An 18520-nucleotide genomic window follows, 5' to 3' on the forward strand; every position below is an offset into this window, starting at 1 on the left:
TTCCGAACAGAGAAGTTAAGCCCGTTAGCGCCGATGGTACTGCGTTTAGTGGGAGAGTAGGTCGTTGCCTTTTTTGAGAATCCTCAACATTTATTTGTTGGGGATTTTTTGTTTTAGACTTACGTTACTTTCCTTTTATAAATTTTTTCTTTTTTATACCTTACGGCCTCGTTTATCTATTATGGCTTTACTAAGAATGAAATTATTTGTTAGTTTTTATGTTATTTCTGCACTGGCCTCTGCTCAAGTGTCTATAGATTCATTAAAAGCTTTTGGATCACTTGACATATCTTATTATGCTACCGCAGAGATTAATGGTAAGGTCTTGGAAAATGTTAACTGGAAGGAGTATTCGGGGAAAATTACAACAGGACCTTTTAAATCCTCTTTCAAAACACTGTCTCCTCAAAAACGGGGTTTTTGGTTTACTCCGGATATTTTTGATTTTAATAGTTTCAAAGCAGATAGTCTTAAGGTATTTAATGCGGTGAAATATGATTTAAAGGATAAACTTAAGATTTATTTACCTTTAAAAAATGAGGTTGATAATTTGTTAACTACGAATGATGATTTTATTTATAATGATGTAGTATTCGAAAGTGATTCCAAATTTGGAAAAGCAGCTCATTTTAATGGAACATCGAGTTATATAGATTTGCGTTCTGGTAAAGATGATGTGTTTGAAGAATTAACTATAGCAGCTTGGGTTAAGCCTACCCAAATTAGGGATAAACACAGTATTATAGGAAAGGGTAAAGTCTTTTCGGCTAAAATTGTTGATGGTTATTTACAGTTTACTACCCCAAGTATTAAGGATCATTTTAGTGAGCATAATAAGATTAATGAACAAGAATGGTCTCATGTCGCTTTTGTTTATCTTCCCAATAATGAGTTAAATTTCTTTATTAATGGAAATCTGGTAAGTACTATTAAGTCGTCAGGTATTAATCAAACAGATCATTCATTGGTAGTTGGTACGAATTTATGGGGTGAACATTATCAGGGATTTATTCGAGATCTTGCCATTTGGCAACGACCATTAAGTGATGACGAAATCAAACAGATTTTTAACTCGGGTATATTGCTTGAATCAAAAACGTCTAGTTTTTTAACTATGGCTATTCTAGTTATGTTAGGGGGTACTTTAATAGGTTTTTTAATTATAAAATATATAAGAACAAAAAGTGTAAATAAAGGAGTTAATAATACCACCCTAGAGACGTCTTTATTAAAAGTTAATGGGGCTGGAATAGCTATTCGTTTATTGGGAGGATTTCGTGTTGTTAATAAGGATGGTGCAGATATTACGCATAAGTTTCCTCCAAAAAGACGTGAATTAATAATTTGCCTATTACTCTTTACGCTAAAGGAAGACGGTATAACTTCCAAGAAAATGGGCCAGTTATTGTGGCCTAGTTTTAGTAATGCCCAGGTGAAAAATAATCGAAGTACTCAGGTAAAGGAAATAAGAAATATTCTAGAAGAGCTTGATGGGATTGAAGTAATTTATTCTGATAAAAAATGGAGGGTCATTTTAAATAATTCTTCAAAAATTGATCTTTTTCATTTAAATGAACGGCTTCCACACATTTTTACTTCCCATAAAATTAAGTATGACTATAGTTCTCTAAAGGAAATTCTTGCTATTTTAAACTTAGGTATTTTACTACCAAATTTTGATGAGGAATGGATTGATTCCTTTAAATCCAAGTTTGATGATTTTATATTAGAATTTTTAACACCTTGTCTATCCGATGAACACATTTACAGCGATATTAAACTTCAGGTATGTGATGTGATTTTAAATATAGATGCTCTTCACGAAGAAGCCGTAGATTTCAAAGTTAAACTATTAATGAAGCAGGGAAAACACATGTCTGCTCAAAAAGTTTCGGAACAATTCTATAAATTGTATGAACAATTTTACGGTCAGCAGTATTCAAAAGATATTTTGAATTAATTGCACATTTTTAAGTAGTTACCCTCTTTGTTACCCCTTTTAGTACATCTCTGTTTTTAGATTTACAGCTATAAATTCATACATGATTATTAGAATCATGTATTGTATTGTTTAAACATAACTAAATGAAAAAACAGACAACTAACAGAAGAGACTTTGTAAAAAAGGCATTGGTTGCCACCGCTGGTATAAGCATCATACCAAGGCACGTTATGGGTGGTACTAATTTTATAGCACCTAGTGATCAATTAACAAAAGCAGTAATAGGTGTAGGAGGTATGGGACAAGGCCATTTGACCTATGAAGGCACTAAATTATTGGCAATTTGTGATGCCGATGGAAAGCATTTGGCAAATACATTAAGTAAGGTAGGAAATGATGTGAAGGGTTATCGCGATTTCCGGGAAGTCTTAGCCAGACCAGATATAGATATTGTGCATATTGTTACACCACCGCATTGGCATGCTATAATGTCTATTATGGCTGCTGAAGCAGGTAAGGATGTTTGGTGTGAAAAACCCATGACCAGAACCATAGGAGAGGGTAAGCGCGTAGTAGAAGCCATGAAACAGCATGGCAGAATGTTTCGTTTAAACACCTGGTTCCGTTTTCAAGATAATTTTTATGGCATGGGAACCCCTGTCAGAAAACTTAAAAAAGTTGTAGATAGTGGAGTGTTGGGTTGGCCTTTAAAAGTTACAATTAGCGGGGTAACCGGATTTAATTGGAAATTTTATTGGGTTGGAAAAGAAAATCTAAAACCACAAACAGTTCCTGATCATTTAGATTATAATATGTGGTTAGGGCCGTCACCCGAAAAACCTTATAACGCTCATCGCGTGCATACCACATTCAGAGGTTACTGGGATTATGATGGAGGCGGATTAGGGGATATGGGGCAACATTATATCGATCCGGTTCAGTACTTTTTAGGTAAAGACAATACTAGTCCGGTAAAAGTTGAAGTTGACGCCCCACAACAGCATTATGATGCTATTGGAACCTGGAGAAAAATAATATTTACTTATGCCGACGGTTGTCAGATTATATTAGATGGTGCTAATGAAGATAAGAATGCCGCCTATATTGAGGGACCAGATGGAAAAATTTTCAACGGATTTAAATCTGATATTCCCAATATAGAAGGTATCATAAACAGTATTCCAGACCCAGAAGAACAAATTACATCGTTTACAGAATCGGTTAAAACGCGTAAAAAGTTTGCTTTAAATGAAGAAAATGGTCATCGGTCTGCAACGATTGTAAATATGGGGATTACAGCATTACGCCTAGGTAGAACTCTTCATTTCGATCCTGTTAAGCAAGAGTTTATTAACGATGAAGAGGCTAACCGATTAATAAATCAACCAGAACGAAGCTCTTGGGCATATTAAACTATTTAAATTTCAATGAAAAGAATTATAACAATAATAAGCACTTTAGTTTTGTTTTTAAGTGCATCACAAATTTCAACAGGCCAAATAAACAGAACATTAGAAACCAAAGTGGCCGATATTTTAGCGCAATTACCAACCAAAGATTTAAATCATCTGGATAAGTTGATGCGAGAAATGGTAAACCTTGACGTAGATGGTGTGCAAAAATTTGCCAACATGCTGGTACCTTTGGGTTCAGGAGATGATACCCAAGCTAGATACGCTATGCAAAGTGTAGCCGTGTATAGTGGAGGTCATCCCGATGTTGATACCAACCATGTTGTAGAACAGGTTTTACTTAACACATTAAAAAACACTTCAAATGATGAATTAAGCGCTTTTTTAATTGAACGTTTAAATTTTTGCGGCACTAATACTAGTTTACCTATTTTACAGACTTATTTATCTCATAAAACATTGCACAAGCAGGCGTTATCGGCGTTACAAGCTATTGGAACAGATGCAGCCGCTAAGGTTATATTTGAGGGTCTCAAAATTACAGATAAGGAGATGAAACCGGCGTTTATTGATGCCTTGGGGCAATTACATTACGAGCCCTCGGTTGAGTTATTATACGAATTAGGAAGTTCAAATTTTAATCCGATTAAACAAAGTGCATTAATGGCTATTGCTAATTTCGGATTGATCGATTCGTCCGGGTATTTAATAGCTGCTGCTAAAAATTCAAATTATAATTTAGATGAATCAAAAGCGATTTTAGCATTAATAATGTATGGTAATATATTGCAAAAACAAGGTAATACCAAGTTAAGTTCTGAAATAGGATATTTACTATTGGAAAATTGTACCGATAATAATCAGTTGCCTTTCAGGACATCCGGAATGTATTTAATTGCAGAAGGGAGTAATGAAGATACTTTTAAATTCTTATCAAAAGAATTAAAGAAAGGTGATTTGGCTTATAAGGCAGCCGTTATTAATGCTGCTTCAAAACAACTTACTACAGAAAATAGGGTAAATTGGATTAAAGCTTTTAAAAAATCCTCACCAGAAGAACAGGTTTTGATCATTGATATGTTAAAGAGCAATAAATCAGAATCAGTGTTTAATAATGTTTTATTAAAGGCTATAAATTCAAAAAATGAAGCCGTTAAAATAGCGGGAATAAAAGCTCTGGATTATCAGGATAAACAAAAGGGTTTACCTGTATTGTTAACACAATTAAACAATGCCCAATCTGAGGCTGAATTGCAGGCTATAGAAGAAACGCTTTTAAGAGTGGTTTCTTTGGACGATTCAGATGTTCTGGCTTCTAAACTCGATATGGTCAATTCAAAATCAAAGGCTGTTTTGGTTCGTCTGCTGGCAGCAAGACACGCAAATAATCAATTTCATACCGTGGTTACCTATTTAGAAACTTTGGATGCCGATTTGAAGAAAACTATTTATGCTTCAATACCATTTATGGTTTCAAAGGATAACATAAACGAATTAATAGATTTATTGTCTAATGAAAACGACGATGAGAATATTAAAAATCTTCAAGTAGCGATTACAGGTGTTTTAGATTCGGAAGATAATACACAGGCCGAATTAATTTATAAGGCATTCGAAGCAGATAATGATAAGTCTAAATGGATTCCGCTTTTATCTGAGTTAGGCAGTAGTAATGCTTTGCAACTCGTTTCAAATGAACTAAAATCGGGAGATCAAGCAACTAAACTATTAGCGATTGAAACGCTTTCAGAGTGGAAGAATAACGATGCCCTTCCAGTGTTATTTGATGTGGTAACAAATGATTCAGAATTAAAACAAAATGCATTCAAAGGATATTTGAGAAAAGTTAATGTATCGGGTTATCCAGATGATCAGAAATTATTATTGGTTAGAAAGCTTGCTGAATACGCTAAATCCACCGATGAAAAAAAGCAAATTATATCTGAGGCATCCAATATTAAAACATTTTTGTCTCTAGTGTTCGTTTCAGAATTCCTCGATAATCAAAACCTAGTGGCACATGCCTCTAATGCTGTTATTAAGATAGCTTTACCAACCCCAGGGAAAAATGATGCTTTAAGCGGAGTTGTTGTTAAAGATATCGTTTCAAGAAGTGTTGATAATTTAACTGGTCCTGACAGTCAATATATAAAACTTGATGTAAAAGAGTTTTTAGAGAAAATGCCACAGGATAAAGGCTATGTGTCTATTTTCAATGGAAAAGATTTGAGTGGCTGGGAAGGACTGGTGCAAAACCCTATAGCTCGAGGAAAAATGACCAAAGCTCAATTGGCTAAAGCACAATCGGTGGCTAATACTCAAATGTTGAAAGATTGGTTTGTAAAAGATGGTGTTATTGGTTTTAAAGGTGAAGGTTATAACAATATTTGTACTATTAAAGATTATGGCGATTTTGAAATGTTGGTGGACTGGAAAATTACAAATGGCGGTGATAGCGGAATTTACCTTAGAGGTACACCACAGGTACAAATTTGGGATATTGCCAGAACTAATGTAGGTGCTCAGGTTGGAAGCGGAGGCCTTTATAATAATCAGGTATACCAAAGTAAACCATTGGTAGTGGCCGATAATCCTATTAACGACTGGAATACCTTCAGAATTAAAATGGTTGGAGATCGTGTAACTGTTTATCTGAATGGCGTTTTAGTTACAGATAATGTACCTCTTGAAAATTACTGGGATAGAAATATGGATATATTTCCAAAAGAAGCCATTGAGTTACAAGCGCATGGAGAGGATCTTGGTTTTAGAAATATTTACGTACGCGAAATTATTTCAGGCGACGATTTATTATCGAAGACTGAGCAGCAAGAAGGTTTTAAATCCCTTTTCAATGGTAAAGATTTAGATCGATGGATAGGGAATAAGGTTGATTATGTGGTAGAAAATAACGAGATTGCAGTGCGACCAAAGCAAGGAGGCCATGGTAATTTATTTACAGCTGAAGAATACTCTGATTTTGTGTTTCGTTTTGAGTTTAAATTAACGCCAGGTGCAAATAACGGCTTAGGAATTCATGCGCCATTAGAAGGTGATGCAGCTTATGTTGGAAAAGAGTTGCAAATTCTGGATGATACGGCGTCCATTTATGCGAATTTAGAACCTTATCAATATCATGGATCAGTTTATGGAATCATTGCTGCAAAACGTGGATTTTTAAATCCTGTAGGCGAATGGAATTATGAAGAGGTAGAGGTAAAAGGAGATCATATAAAAATAACTTTAAATGGAACGGTAATTGTTGATGGCAATGTGAAAGAGGCTTCAAAAAACGGAACGGCCGATCACAAAGACCATCCTGGATTACAAAGACAAAAAGGACACATAGGATTTTTGGGTCATGGTTCCGAACTTTGGTTCAGAAATATAAGAATTAAAGATTTGTCAAAATAGTAAGATTATTTGTGGATTGTAATGAGTAAATTGAATAATGAAGTGGTGTACGATGCCATTGTAATAGGTACAGGTATTTCCGGAGGATGGGCAGCAAAAGAATTGTGTGAGCAAGGTTTAAAAACGCTGGTGTTGGAACGGGGCCGCAATGTTGAACATATTAAAGATTATCCTACCATGATTAAGGAGCCTTGGGAGTTTAAGTACCGAGGCCTGGTTAATCGAGAAGATCGTAAAAGACAAGAAAAGCAAGATCGAACGGGTTTTGCTGTCCGCGAAGAGCATAAACACTGGTTTGTAGACGATTTAAAACATCCCTATAATGAAGATAAGCGTTTCGATTGGATTCGAGGTTACCATGTAGGTGGACGTTCTATAACCTGGGGCAGGCAAACACTTCGTTTAAGTGATCTTGATTTTGAGGCTAACAAAAAGGAAGGTATCGCAGTAGACTGGCCTATCCGCTATAAAGATATATCACCGTGGTACGATAAAGTAGAACGTTTTATTGGTGTTTGTGGTGAAAAATTAGGGCTTTCATATTTGCCTGATGGCATTTTTACGCCTCCAATGGAATTAAATTGTGTCGAGCAGGAATTCAGAAATAAAATTGAAAATGAGTACGATAATCGCTATTTAATCATGGGGCGTTTTGCGCATTTAACAGGAGATGTTGAACATGAAGGCAGGGTTAATTGTCAGAATAGAAATAAATGTATCAGAGGTTGTATGTATGGAGGGTATTTTAGCAGTAACGCATCTACATTGCCAGCAGCAGCCAAAACAGGAAACATGACCTTACGGCCTCATTCAATTGTAAATAAAATTATTTATGACAATAATAGGCAACTTGCTACTGGGGTTGAAGTTATCGACGCCGAAACCCATGAAACTTTAACATTTTCTGCAAAAGTAATTTTCTGTTGTGCTTCTGCTATAGCTAGTACAGCTATTTTAATGCATTCCAAATCTAAACGATTTCCTAATGGTCTTGGAAACGATAGTGGAGAGTTGGGACATAATCTTATGGATCATCATTTCAAGGTTGGCGCAACTGCTACTGTTGATGGCTTTGAAGATAAATACTATAAAGGACATCGTCCAACAAGTTTTCATATTCCGAGATTTAGGAATTTAGGAGATAGTGAAACAAAACAAGATTATTTGAGAGGTTTCGGATTTCAGGGATCGGCAAGTCGCACCAACTGGCAAAATGGAATACGAGAATTATCTTATGGTAAAACATTAAAAGAACAGATGTTTAAACCAGGACCTTGGAAAATTGGCATGACTGGCTTTGGAGAATGTTTACCTTATCATGAGAACAGAATGTATTTAAATTACAATGAATTAGATGAGTGGGGCATACCTACCATTACCTTCGATAGCGAATTCAAAGAAAATGAAATGAAAATGCGAGAGGATATGGAAAGGGAAGCTGTTAATATGATGAAAAGAGCCGGATTTAAAAATGTTAAGGGGTATAATGAACCATGTTATCCTGGGCATGCTATTCATGAAATGGGGACAGCCCGGATGGGACATGATCCAAAAACTTCGGTTTTAAATAAACATAATCAGGTTCATGCTGTACCAAATGTTTATGTTACCGATGGAGCTTGTATGACCTCTTCACCTTACCAAAATCCATCTCTTACTTATATGGCGTTATCGGCAAGAGCCGCTAATCATGCCGTGGAGCAAATTAAAAATAACCGGTTTTAAGATGGATAGAAGGCAAACGTTAAAAACTTTAGGACTCGGGCTGGGATATGCTGTTGCAGGTCCATCTATAATTCAAATATTGGCATCATGTGAAGGTGGAAATAAATTAAACTGGAAGCCTTTATTTTTAAGTGAATCTCAAGGTTATGTGTTGCAAATGATAGCAGATGTAATTCTGCCTCCCGATAATCTTCCTGCAGCATCAGCAGTTAATACTTCACAGTTTTTAGACTTGATCTTACGAGAAGTTATAGATGTAGAAGAGCAGCAGCAATTTTTGAAAGGAGCTGATATATTTGATAAGCATTTTGAGGTATTGACAGGGAAAGATGTTCTTGCAGGAGATAAATTTGACTATAAATTTGTAATAGCTAATTATTTTGATATTGAAGATGATGAATCTGAAAAAGTGCTTAAAATGCTAGGTGAACCTAACAGAAACAATGATGATAGGTATTTTTTATATAAGTTTTTGTTATTTGTAAGAAGTTATACCTTGTTTACCTATTCTTCTTCTGAAGCATTATATGATGAAGTTAATAAGTATAATCCTTATTCTCCCAACTTTATATCTTGTATATCTGAAGAAGAATTTGGAGTTTAAAATTGTAAATAGTTATTGAAAAAGAGGTGAAGTTAGAAAACTTCACCTCTTTTTTTGAAATCGTTATAAACAAAAAATCCCGAAACATTTGTTTCGGGATTTTTGTAGTGGTACCTCCAGTACCTTTGTTATTTTTTCCGCTTTTTACTTCAGTTTACTTAGTTTGTCTATAACGTGAAAGTTAAGATACGATTTTGTACTCTGAGGAGATAAACTTATTAAAAACTAATAAAAGGTTGTTAATAATTAATAGCACCCTAATAAGCACCCTTTTGAGCAAAACATACATATTTGCCTCAAAAAATAGAATTGATGGCAACACTTATAGAAAGGGCTAAGGGGTCTCTTAGGTTTGCTTTAAAAGACTCGATTAAGAGCTTGGAAGCCAACCCCAAAAAGGAATCTTTAATAATGCTACATTATAACTATGGTAAATTAAGGTTTAAATATTCAGCTTCGTATAATATCAGTTTAGCCAACTGGGATTTGTCTAAGCAGCGTGTTAGAAATAAAATTGGTATCCTAAACAGGGCTGAAATTAACACGCATCTTGATGAAATGGAGGTTGCTATTAAAAGGGAAGTGTCAAAACTAGATGCTAAGGGAATAGCAATTACAAAGGAGCACTTAAAAGCATGCTTAGTTGCTGTTACAAATAAAAGTCATGTTGAGGATGAAAATATCTGTTTGGACTTCTATGGTTTTTGCGAATCGTTTTTTAAGAGAAAGGAGGGGCGAATTGAAGCTTCTACTTTAAGGTCTTATAAACAAACTAAAAAGTTAATCGAGAGGTTCGATAAAGAGTATTCGGTACGTACTAACTTTGAGGATATTAACTTAGATTTCTACCTAAACTTCATAGGTTTTCTTGAAGATGACGATAAACGCATCAATACAATTGGAAAACACATCAAGAACCTTAAAACCTTTTTAAATAGTGCGACAGAAGAGGGGGTTAACCAGTATAAATACTATAAACACAAGGATTTTAAAGTGCTTTCGGAGGAGACGACCTCGATTTATCTTACAGAGGAAGAAATTACAAAACTGACTAACCTTAACCTCTCAGCTAACAAAAGTTTTGAACTGTCAAGAGATATATTTTTAATGGGGTGCTACACAGGGCAACGGGTTAGTGATTATAATGGGTTGATTATTAGAGATGTTTTTGAAAATGAGGGTATAGAGTTTATCAAAATTAAGCAAAAGAAAACTGGTAACGAGGTTGATTGCCCCATAACTAAGGAAATGAAATTTATAATGAACGAACGTTATGGAGGTGATTTTCCTAAGAAGCGGTGTGAGCAGAAAATTAATAAAGATTTAAAGGCTATCGCTGAAATGGCGGAGATTAATGAAGAGGTTAAATGTGCACAAACCAGAGGCGGTAAAAAGCAAGTTGATTATGTCGCTAAATTCAGTTTAATAGGAACGCATACAGCCCGAAGAAGCTTCTGTACTAATAAGTTTAAGCAAGGGATGCCAGTAGATGCTATAATGCACTTTTCGGGGCATAAAACGGATAAAGAATTTTATAAGTACATAAGGATTAATAACGAGCAAAAGTCTCTTCACATAGCCAAAAAGGGGTACTTTAATTTGAATTGAAATGGTGGAACTTACAAACTACACCTATTTTACAAATTTAATTAACGATAGCGAAATTTATAGGGGAGGTTCTTCTGGGCTTGTTTTAATAGAGCAAATCGTAAAGTATTCTGAACGACTAAAATTAGAAATTAAAAAGAATCTGTTGATGCTACCTAATGAAAAAGTATCTATGTACAAAGATTTTGTGTTTGATGGCATTAGTGGTTTGAGGTATTACAATGTTTCAGAAGAAAGAGCTAATAGTTTAATTTCAGGATATGAAGACTCGCTTAATGATATTGAATGTAGCCATTTCAAAGATGATACTCTAGGTTCGTTATTATTGTATTCTTATCACGAGTTTAATAGAGAGGACAGAGATAAAGCTTATATATTACAGCATGAATTGACTGGGTATTTTACAGGAAAGCACATTAGTGAAATATTGCAGCTAGTCAAGCCTAAAGAGGAAATAAATGAGCCTGAGTTTGATAAACGAGTTTTTAAATCCGTAGAAGCTTTTATTTGGTTTCGCAGTACATTAATAGATGAAGGGTACTTAAATGATAAAGGAAACGAAGTGCAAAAGAGAGGTTTTCAGGCTTTTGCTAAAGCTATATTAGATAACACCGATTGTCGTTCACTTATTTTTACTCATAATGTTGGATTAGCTGATTACATAGATTTTCTTAGAAAGAATTATAATGTTGAAATTAGTTCAAATAAGGCTATGTCTTCAGGATTTAAACATGAGTCAAGGGTGAAGTACTTAGTAGAAATATATAAGGCAAATAAACCCCAATAAACCCCAATTTTCGCCCTATAAACATCGCTATATGTTTGTTCACGATTTAAAAAACAGATATGAACAAACAAATTTTAACGAACGTTTACGGGGTTACTCCTGAGGTGCTTGTAGAGATGATTAATGCAGGCGTTAAGGTAGAATTAGAAAAAACTAAGGCGCAGCTTAAAGAGGAGCTAAAACAAGAGATTAACAAGGAAACAAGTAAGCTGTTGACCCGAAAGGAGGCTGCTGATTACCTTAAAGTCTCGATGGTAACTTTAAATAATTGGGCTAAACATGGAATACTAAAACCTCTGAAGATAGGCAATTTAGTTAGGTACGAACTAGTAGAGCTGCAAAAGGCTTTAGGTTAAATCTAACTATTATGATTGTAGTCATGCCTAAAAGCCTGAGTTTAGAAGCTCTGGTAGATGCCAGACCCCCTAAAATTAGCGGTTTCAAAGTAGACAAGCTTAAATACATAATTAACTTAATCTTAAAAGCCTCTCAGTACGATAAGGATTTATTGCTCGAAGAGTTTCAGCCAGTTAGTTCGAGAAGTTTAAAAGTAATTCGTAACTACAGGAAATACATAGATTATCTTATTGATGAGGGGGTAATAGAGACAAACGAGCATTATATCGTAGGTAAGAAGTCTAAGGGGTATAAAATTACTAAGAAGCTAAGAGGTGGTTTAAAATTAACTGAAATTAAAGATTTCACACTTAAAAAGTATGTTAAAGAAACAGATGGTAAGCATTCTTCTATTCGAGGATTGAATTACCTCAACAAATGGTATAACGATAAGTTAGCCCTTGATTACGAGTTAATGTTAAATTTTCATTTAGAAGAGTTTATTATTAAACGAGCCAAAAAAAGTCTACGTGATTATGATATGCTGAAAAAAAAATACAAACTGCCTTACAATCAATACAAGCATGCTGTTATAGGTATTATGAAATTAAAACAAGGCAGTTATAGTTTGAAGCGTGATAGTAACGTTAGGAGGTATCATACAGTACTAACTAACATGCGAGGGTTAACTCGTAATGCTCTTTCTTACGATGGTGAGGAGTTAGTGTCTATCGACATAAAGAATAGTCAACCTTACCTAAGTATTTTGCTTTTAGATTCCTCTTTTTGGATAGGTATTTTAAAGGCTGAAAATGAGAAAATTAAAATCGAGCAAAAATCGAAAGCCAAAATTCAACAAAACAACTTACTTTTTAACCATTTACCTACAAACCTAACAAAACAACTAACTAACATTATGTGTCGCAAAATAGCAGAAACCCTATTAAATACAGAGGTTTCAGCTTACAGTGAGTTTGTTGTTAATGGCGAGCTATATGAGTACTTAGTAGAGGTTTTTAAATCGGATTTAGTGCTACAAGAGTATAGCAGGAAGCACGTAAAGGATGAAGTGTTTAGAATGATGTTTTCGGGTAACAGGTATAGCTCAAATACAAAGAAAATATTTGCACAGCATTTTCCTGAGGTACATAAGGTATTTACTATAATTAAGAGTAAAGATAAAAGTTTATTGCCACGTTTGTTGCAAGCTGTGGAAAGTTATTTAGTTATAGATGTAATAGCAAAACGTATTTCAATCGAACATCCAGAAGCACCTATCTTCACCATACATGATAGCACAGCAACTACACAGGCATTTGTAAGACCTGTTACGCAAATAATGAAACACGAGTTGAAGTCTGCGATAGGTTATGAACCTAAACTTCATGTCGAGAGGTGGAATAAGCGAATAATAAATGATACGTTAGAGGGGCTACAACGGAAAGCAGAATTGTGTGATGTAGCATAAGAATGTCTGCTTTACAGTAAGCAGTTTAAAGTTGAATGTCTAGTAGGTATGTTGTAAGAGGCTTTTTTATAAGTTCAATTCATATAACTTAGTGTATGGAGTCTGAACCTAAGTTGAAGTCGATTTAATTTAAATTAGTGTTTATTCCTTTCTAAAGCATATGTGCGTGTGTAAGTGTCTGTAATATCCTTACTTCAGACCTTACACACAAACAAAAGAGTATATTTTTAGGTATTGGTATGCAGTTCTTAAATTGTTTTAAAGGGGTACTTAATATCATTACATAGCTTTATCACAGAAACTTATACAAAGTAGTATTAAAAGGGTACAAAAACGAACTTTATTAAAATTTTGAGAGGTTTTGACGCAACCTTTGTAAGAATTTTGCATCTTTATTTAAAAACATGATTTAAATGGAAAAAAGACTTGTTGTATTTTTATTGGCTGTTATGTTGTTTAGCTGTTCAAGCGATAAAGATAGTGGGATTGATTGTATGCTTTATGACCCCTATTTCCCAACGCTTTATATTAAATTAGTTGATGCTGAGGGTAACAACTTAATAGAGAATGGTACTTACGATATCGAGGGTATGTCGTTTGAAAATGGATTAAGTTATAGGGTTAATCCTGCTAGTGAAATAGAGCCAGTAGGTTCAAAAATAAGAGAATTCGATAATACGGTGGAGTTGGGGATTCCTAATCGAACTAATTTTACATACGTAATAAAATTAAGCGAAGAAGAAGATATTACACTCGATTTTACCGCAGAATTAATTGAAAGCGTATGTGATATTGAGTTTACTCTTCCCAAAGAGGTTGTGTATGGTGACCAGTTGTTAGAATTAAGGGAGGTTATCCCTCTTCAATTTTTAGTTGAAGTAAAAATTTAAAACAGGTAAAAATTAAAGACATGAAAAAAACGATATTACTTGTTTTAGCGGTAGTAACAGTTATTTGCCAGTTTAGCTGTAGTAATGATGAGCCAGATGTAGATTTGCAAGAACTCGATTTTGATATTAAGAACTTAGAAAATTTTGAGTATAGTCTTGGTTTTTTTGGGGATGAGCAGGGAGCTCGAATATCGGAACAAGCAAAATATTTTGAGATTAGTGAGTTGGAAGATGACGTTAATCGTGAAATTATTTATACTTATAAAAGTGAAATTGGTTTTACGGGAGTTGATTTTGTTGAGATAGAGTTTGTTTCTTTTGACGTGTCTACAGGTTTACTTCCTGTTGAAAAAAAACTTAAAATAACATTTAATATTAGTGATTAAACATTTTAGTTATACTGACAGGATTGTTATGATTGAATATAAGAGGTGGTTTTACAAAGGGTTAGTTGGTTTAATCGTTGCTATTATTCAGTTTGGCTGTAGTAATGATGAATCGACTAATGAGGGGGTCTCAGTCTTTTGGGAGCAAACAGGTTGTGCAGACCCATGGGGAACAGGTGCGAACGATACAGAAGCTGAAACTACAAATGCTTTAAAGTTGTTCTTAGCTGGTGAAGATATTAGTGTTTTCAAGGTTAATGTAGAAATAACCTCAACAGCACAAGACTGTTTTGCTTGTTCATGTCTAACAGGTAAAACCATTACAGTAAATGTAGCAGAGTCTGATGTTGCTAAAATGGAAGAACTAGGGTTTTATTTAAAATAAATACTTGTGACTATGAAAAAACTTGTTGGTGTATTATTATTGTTTCTTTTAGTTGGTTGTTTTACTGAAGACACCACAGATGAAGTTTGCTCTTTGGATTGTACAACAATATCTGGAAGATTTGTTACAACTGATGGTCAGGGATTACCTGATGTCAATCTTAGTTTTCAATATGAAAGTGGATTTATGTTTCTTTTTTATAAAAGGTTTATAGCTGATTTAACTACTGATAGTAATGGTTATTTTCATCACCAGTTTTATGTAAAACCTGAAGAGTTAGATCCTGAAAAAATAGGGCATTTTGAGTTAATTCCTGACGTTAACAGTTTGAATATACGAGAGGATATTATTACTCCTGATTTGATAAGCTATCTTAATCTTAATAAATGGGTGAAAATTCAATCTAGAGATGCGGTAATAGAGGTTGTTTATAACTTGCCAAAGAAGAGGTGGTTAGTTGTAAACTTAAATAATTTCATTCCTGAGCAAGAGGGAGATTACTTTTCTGTACGTTCAGTTTTTCCATATGGGTTAAAAAATGAAGAAAGCTATGATGAAGTTTTTGAAACCGAATTCAACTTAGTAGTTAGTAAAGATTTATTTAAGGCTTCTAACCTAAATAATGCTTTTAAAGTACTGGTAGCAGAGGGAGAAATTAATAGAATTGAAGTAGCAAAAATGAAAGGAGGAGAGTATTCTGCACAAAATATTATGCTAGAAGTTGGAGAAGGGGATTTAGAGGAAATAACCTTAGAGTATTAAGTTAAATTTTTGTTTTATGCCTAGCAGCTTTTTTACCTCCCTGTTTTGTAATTATGTTAAACGATATATTTATATGAAAAAGACACTACTATTAATTATTACAATTGCAACGATTATAAGTTGCTCTAATGAAAGTTCTAATGTTGAACAGTCCCTTTATGGTACTTGGAATTTAATTAACAAACAAGGGGGTATGGCTACTATAAACGAGGACTACTCTGAGGGGGAGGTAAAATGGAGTTTTAACAAGTTTAATTCTAATTTAACCGTAGTTAATAAGGATGAAAACAGACGTTTTAAGTTAGTAAGTGGCACTTACTCATACAGCTTAGACAACGATGGTTCTACTCAAATTCTATACTTAGATGATGATGTTTATAATAGATTAGTTGTTGTTTCATTAAATGAGAGGCTCGTAATTTCAGATGACCAAATTCATGGTTTTTCGGCAGAATTCAAAAAATAAAATTATGATTCTGCAAAAAATACTGTTGTTTACATCAGTTGTAATAGTAATATTGAGTTGCTCTAAGGATGATAAAGACGATGATAGCATTTGTGACATTATCTCTAAGAGTATTCCTCGGGATGATTTTAATGTTATAGAAACAGCTACTTACGAAATAGGCGAAGTGGAGTTAAATGGAGATTGTCTTAGTGTATCTCTTTGGGCTAGTGGTTGTAGTTCCGAGCAATTTGACATTAATTTGTACGGTGTTAATGATTACCAAACACAATCTTTTTATCCTCTGCAAAGAGATTTAAAAGTAGAGGTGTTAAACGGTGGGCTTTGTGAAGCTCTTATTAAAATAACAAAGACGTTCGACTTAACCCCTCTTCAAATAGAAACACAAAATGAGACACCCTTAAATATAGAGGGGTGGGATGAGCAGATTATTTATACCTACTAATGCTATTAAAAAGCTTGAAGTGCTTTTAAGCTATTAATCCCAAAATTGTTATATGATTGGGTGTGTGCCTCTCTAGTTAGTTTTAAGTAAGTACCCCTTAAAAGGAAAAACGCTTTGTTTTTAGGGGGTGGGTGTAGATTTTTACTAAGTACTCTGTTTTTTTTGACTTTTCGTTAGGGTTTAGGGATTCATCAAGGTAACCGATTTAACCTTAGCTAAAAAAGTAAGGGAAGTGTTCGCTTGATAGTAAGATGCCCGATAAAGCTTCGTTCCACACATGAACGTCCGAAACGCTCCCAAGCCATTTTTACAATGATGTTATGTGTTTTTAAATCCTAAGGATAATTAAAAAAAAATCTTATTTTGGTAAGAAAATTTAACTAATAAAAGTTTATTATGGCTCTATCACGTGTTAAAAAGGTAATCATTATAAGTATACCTATATTTATTCTAAGTAATGTTGTTGGTAATTTAATCGATGCTTTCGTTTGCGGTGAAGGTATAATAAGGTCGTATGAATATCAGACTAAAGATGGGAAGTTTGGTTTTAGCCTATACCCTAGTAAAGGGGGGGGAGCTTTCAGTCATGGAGACTCGATTTGAAGCCTATCTTGAAAGGAATGATGTTAAAGAAGAAAATCAAGTTATATACAGAACATTTAAGAAACATATTTTAAGGTTTTGGATGTGGTACACTTATACTTTTGATGAAAAGTATAAATATCCTTATTTAAATGTTAAACGATGAGTAACTTAAAAGAGTATTGAGTTTTTTTCTGGTTTTTTGTTAGTATCGAGGCTTCACCAACTTTACCGATTTAAACTTCAGGTAAAAAACAAGGGAGAGGTCATCTTGGCGGTATGATACAGCTAGCACGCCTCCACCTTTACGCCCGAAACGCTTCCAAGCCATTCCCCCTCCGATGTTATGTGTTTTTAATGTTGTCTTAGTTATTGGTTCTGTTATTTCCTTAGGGTGTTGATTAGGGTGTTTTTATTCTATAAGAGGTTGTATCTCATCAATGTAATTAAGTTCAGCCCAATCTACAATAGAATAGTTAGTGAGACGATTTCTCCATTTTATTTCTTGACCAATAGGCACATAAAAATGAATAACACCACTGTTTAATTCTGTATTGTGTTTTTCGTCTAGTTTTAGTTCGTTCATCGAATTAAGCCAGTCGTTTTGAAATTCAGTATCATCTATCCCGAAGAGCTTTGGGAATATCGTTATCTGGTTTGTTTCGCTATGTATGTAACCTGTAACGAACCAATCTACACCATCATTTGTGTAAGATTTTGAATTAAGCTCATCTAGGATGTACTGAAGGTTGTCTGAAGGCATCTCAGATGTGAAAGTTAAAGACCTTATGTTTTCAACTTTAAGTTGAAGAAGGTTTATTAACTCAAATGTATTACTTATATCTGTTCCGCTTTTAATGCCAACCAAAACTTCACCTGCTACAAATTCTCTGCTGTCGCTTGTAGAACAGGATACAAAAAAAATGAATGCTAATGTAAATGTTATTGCTAGTTTCATGTCTAAATCTTTTACTTAGGATGCATTGTTATGCAAAAAGTTGCGTTAAATTATATAAAAAGCGTAGCTTTTTTATTACAAAATAATAGAATGTACTTAGACCGTACTAGAAAAGTTATTAACAGGTAATTTACTGTTGAGGTGTTTAAGCTATATTTATGTCTAATGTTTAGCGCTAAGTGAAGCGTTTTAAATTTCGTAACACCCTAATCAGCACCCTATAGAAAAAAAAACTCGTAAGTCGTTCTATAAGAATTCGTTACGAGTTTGTTAAGTGGTACCTCCAGGAATCGAACCAGGGACACAAGGATTTTCAGTCCTTTGCTCTACCAACTGAGCTAAGGTACCTC

17 protein-coding genes, 1 tRNA gene and 1 rRNA gene are annotated in these 18520 nt (G+C 34.2%); 17 read left to right on the top strand and 2 right to left on the bottom strand.

Annotated features, from left to right (window positions below; translation table 11 throughout):
* The 17 genes from rrf to ICJ84_RS12715 form a co-directional block, all read left to right on the top strand.
* Positions 1 to 73 (top strand): 5S ribosomal RNA (gene rrf, locus ICJ84_RS17205); the annotation flags it as partial.
* A gap of 123 nt (positions 74 to 196) precedes the next feature.
* On the top strand, positions 197 to 1960 hold the full coding sequence (locus tag ICJ84_RS12640; RefSeq protein WP_188216781.1) for a LamG domain-containing protein: 1764 nt from the start codon (positions 197 to 199) through the stop codon (positions 1958 to 1960).
* A gap of 125 nt (positions 1961 to 2085) precedes the next feature.
* Positions 2086 to 3354, top strand: a complete 1269-nt coding sequence (locus tag ICJ84_RS12645; RefSeq protein WP_188216782.1) for a Gfo/Idh/MocA family oxidoreductase — start codon at positions 2086 to 2088, stop codon at positions 3352 to 3354.
* A 15-nt stretch (positions 3355 to 3369) separates the two neighbouring features.
* Positions 3370 to 6768, top strand: a complete 3399-nt coding sequence (locus ICJ84_RS12650) for a DUF1080 domain-containing protein (RefSeq protein WP_188216783.1) — start codon at positions 3370 to 3372, stop codon at positions 6766 to 6768.
* Between the two features lie 21 nt (positions 6769 to 6789).
* On the top strand, positions 6790 to 8493 hold the full coding sequence (locus ICJ84_RS12655) for a GMC oxidoreductase (RefSeq protein ID WP_188216784.1): 1704 nt from the start codon (positions 6790 to 6792) through the stop codon (positions 8491 to 8493).
* Between the two features lies 1 nt (position 8494).
* Positions 8495 to 9097, top strand: coding sequence for a gluconate 2-dehydrogenase subunit 3 family protein (locus tag ICJ84_RS12660; protein ID WP_188216785.1), 603 nt, complete (start codon positions 8495 to 8497; stop codon positions 9095 to 9097).
* Between the two features lie 312 nt (positions 9098 to 9409).
* A complete protein-coding gene (locus ICJ84_RS12665; protein ID WP_188216786.1) occupies positions 9410 to 10705 on the top strand; it encodes a site-specific integrase in 1296 nt (431 codons plus the stop codon).
* 1 nt (position 10706) lies between these two features.
* Complete coding sequence (locus ICJ84_RS12670) at positions 10707 to 11492, top strand: hypothetical protein (RefSeq protein WP_188216787.1); 786 nt, start codon at positions 10707 to 10709, stop codon at positions 11490 to 11492.
* A gap of 59 nt (positions 11493 to 11551) precedes the next feature.
* Entirely contained in the window at positions 11552 to 11848 is a 297-nt protein-coding gene (locus ICJ84_RS12675; protein WP_188216788.1) for a helix-turn-helix domain-containing protein, read from the top strand.
* Positions 11849 to 11859: 11 nt separating this feature from the next.
* A complete protein-coding gene (locus ICJ84_RS12680; RefSeq protein WP_188216789.1) occupies positions 11860 to 13296 on the top strand; it encodes a hypothetical protein in 1437 nt (478 codons plus the stop codon).
* A gap of 413 nt (positions 13297 to 13709) precedes the next feature.
* A complete protein-coding gene (locus ICJ84_RS12685) occupies positions 13710 to 14186 on the top strand; it encodes a hypothetical protein (protein ID WP_188216790.1) in 477 nt (158 codons plus the stop codon).
* A 20-nt stretch (positions 14187 to 14206) separates the two neighbouring features.
* Positions 14207 to 14572, top strand: a complete 366-nt coding sequence (locus ICJ84_RS12690; RefSeq protein ID WP_188216791.1) for a hypothetical protein — start codon at positions 14207 to 14209, stop codon at positions 14570 to 14572.
* Between the two features lie 28 nt (positions 14573 to 14600).
* Positions 14601 to 14957, top strand: a complete 357-nt coding sequence (locus ICJ84_RS12695; RefSeq protein WP_188216792.1) for a hypothetical protein — start codon at positions 14601 to 14603, stop codon at positions 14955 to 14957.
* A gap of 12 nt (positions 14958 to 14969) precedes the next feature.
* Positions 14970 to 15719 (top strand): hypothetical protein, encoded by a 750-nt coding sequence (locus ICJ84_RS12700; protein ID WP_188216793.1) that lies wholly within the window; start codon positions 14970 to 14972, stop codon positions 15717 to 15719.
* Positions 15720 to 15792: 73 nt separating this feature from the next.
* A complete protein-coding gene (locus tag ICJ84_RS12705) occupies positions 15793 to 16185 on the top strand; it encodes a hypothetical protein (RefSeq protein ID WP_188216794.1) in 393 nt (130 codons plus the stop codon).
* Positions 16186 to 16237: 52 nt separating this feature from the next.
* On the top strand, positions 16238 to 16630 hold the full coding sequence (locus ICJ84_RS12710; RefSeq protein WP_188216795.1) for a hypothetical protein: 393 nt from the start codon (positions 16238 to 16240) through the stop codon (positions 16628 to 16630).
* A 514-nt stretch (positions 16631 to 17144) separates the two neighbouring features.
* Positions 17145 to 17378, top strand: a complete 234-nt coding sequence (locus ICJ84_RS12715; protein WP_188216796.1) for a hypothetical protein — start codon at positions 17145 to 17147, stop codon at positions 17376 to 17378.
* A gap of 246 nt (positions 17379 to 17624) precedes the next feature.
* Here the strand turns inward: ICJ84_RS12715 and ICJ84_RS12720 are convergent, their stop codons facing one another.
* Together ICJ84_RS12720 and ICJ84_RS12725 are read right to left on the bottom strand one after the other, a co-directional pair.
* Positions 17625 to 18170: a hypothetical protein gene (locus ICJ84_RS12720; protein WP_188216797.1), complete on the bottom strand. Its 546-nt coding sequence runs from the start codon at positions 18168 to 18170 to the stop codon at positions 17625 to 17627.
* Positions 18171 to 18445: 275 nt separating this feature from the next.
* Positions 18446 to 18518, bottom strand: a tRNA-Phe gene (locus ICJ84_RS12725).
* Positions 18519 to 18520: the final 2 nt, after the last annotated feature.

This window comes from Aestuariibaculum suncheonense (genome assembly GCF_014596935.1).
Classification (GTDB): Bacteria; Bacteroidota; Bacteroidia; order Flavobacteriales; family Flavobacteriaceae; genus Aestuariibaculum; species Aestuariibaculum suncheonense.

Coding starts and splice junctions, on each gene's coding strand:
- ICJ84_RS12640 (WP_188216781.1), top strand. CDS start 197: ATGAAATTATTTGTTAGTTTTTATGTTATTTCTGCACTGGCCTCTGCT.
- ICJ84_RS12645 (WP_188216782.1), top strand. CDS start 2,086: ATGAAAAAACAGACAACTAACAGAAGAGACTTTGTAAAAAAGGCATTG.
- ICJ84_RS12650 (WP_188216783.1), top strand. CDS start 3,370: ATGAAAAGAATTATAACAATAATAAGCACTTTAGTTTTGTTTTTAAGT.
- ICJ84_RS12655 (WP_188216784.1), top strand. CDS start 6,790: ATGAGTAAATTGAATAATGAAGTGGTGTACGATGCCATTGTAATAGGT.
- ICJ84_RS12660 (WP_188216785.1), top strand. CDS start 8,495: ATGGATAGAAGGCAAACGTTAAAAACTTTAGGACTCGGGCTGGGATAT.
- ICJ84_RS12665 (WP_188216786.1), top strand. CDS start 9,410: ATGGCAACACTTATAGAAAGGGCTAAGGGGTCTCTTAGGTTTGCTTTA.
- ICJ84_RS12670 (WP_188216787.1), top strand. CDS start 10,707: ATGGTGGAACTTACAAACTACACCTATTTTACAAATTTAATTAACGAT.
- ICJ84_RS12675 (WP_188216788.1), top strand. CDS start 11,552: ATGAACAAACAAATTTTAACGAACGTTTACGGGGTTACTCCTGAGGTG.
- ICJ84_RS12680 (WP_188216789.1), top strand. CDS start 11,860: ATGATTGTAGTCATGCCTAAAAGCCTGAGTTTAGAAGCTCTGGTAGAT.
- ICJ84_RS12685 (WP_188216790.1), top strand. CDS start 13,710: ATGGAAAAAAGACTTGTTGTATTTTTATTGGCTGTTATGTTGTTTAGC.
- ICJ84_RS12690 (WP_188216791.1), top strand. CDS start 14,207: ATGAAAAAAACGATATTACTTGTTTTAGCGGTAGTAACAGTTATTTGC.
- ICJ84_RS12695 (WP_188216792.1), top strand. CDS start 14,601: ATGATTGAATATAAGAGGTGGTTTTACAAAGGGTTAGTTGGTTTAATC.
- ICJ84_RS12700 (WP_188216793.1), top strand. CDS start 14,970: ATGAAAAAACTTGTTGGTGTATTATTATTGTTTCTTTTAGTTGGTTGT.
- ICJ84_RS12705 (WP_188216794.1), top strand. CDS start 15,793: ATGAAAAAGACACTACTATTAATTATTACAATTGCAACGATTATAAGT.
- ICJ84_RS12715 (WP_188216796.1), top strand. CDS start 17,145: ATGAATATCAGACTAAAGATGGGAAGTTTGGTTTTAGCCTATACCCTA.
- ICJ84_RS12720 (WP_188216797.1), bottom strand. CDS start 18,170: ATGAAACTAGCAATAACATTTACATTAGCATTCATTTTTTTTGTATCC.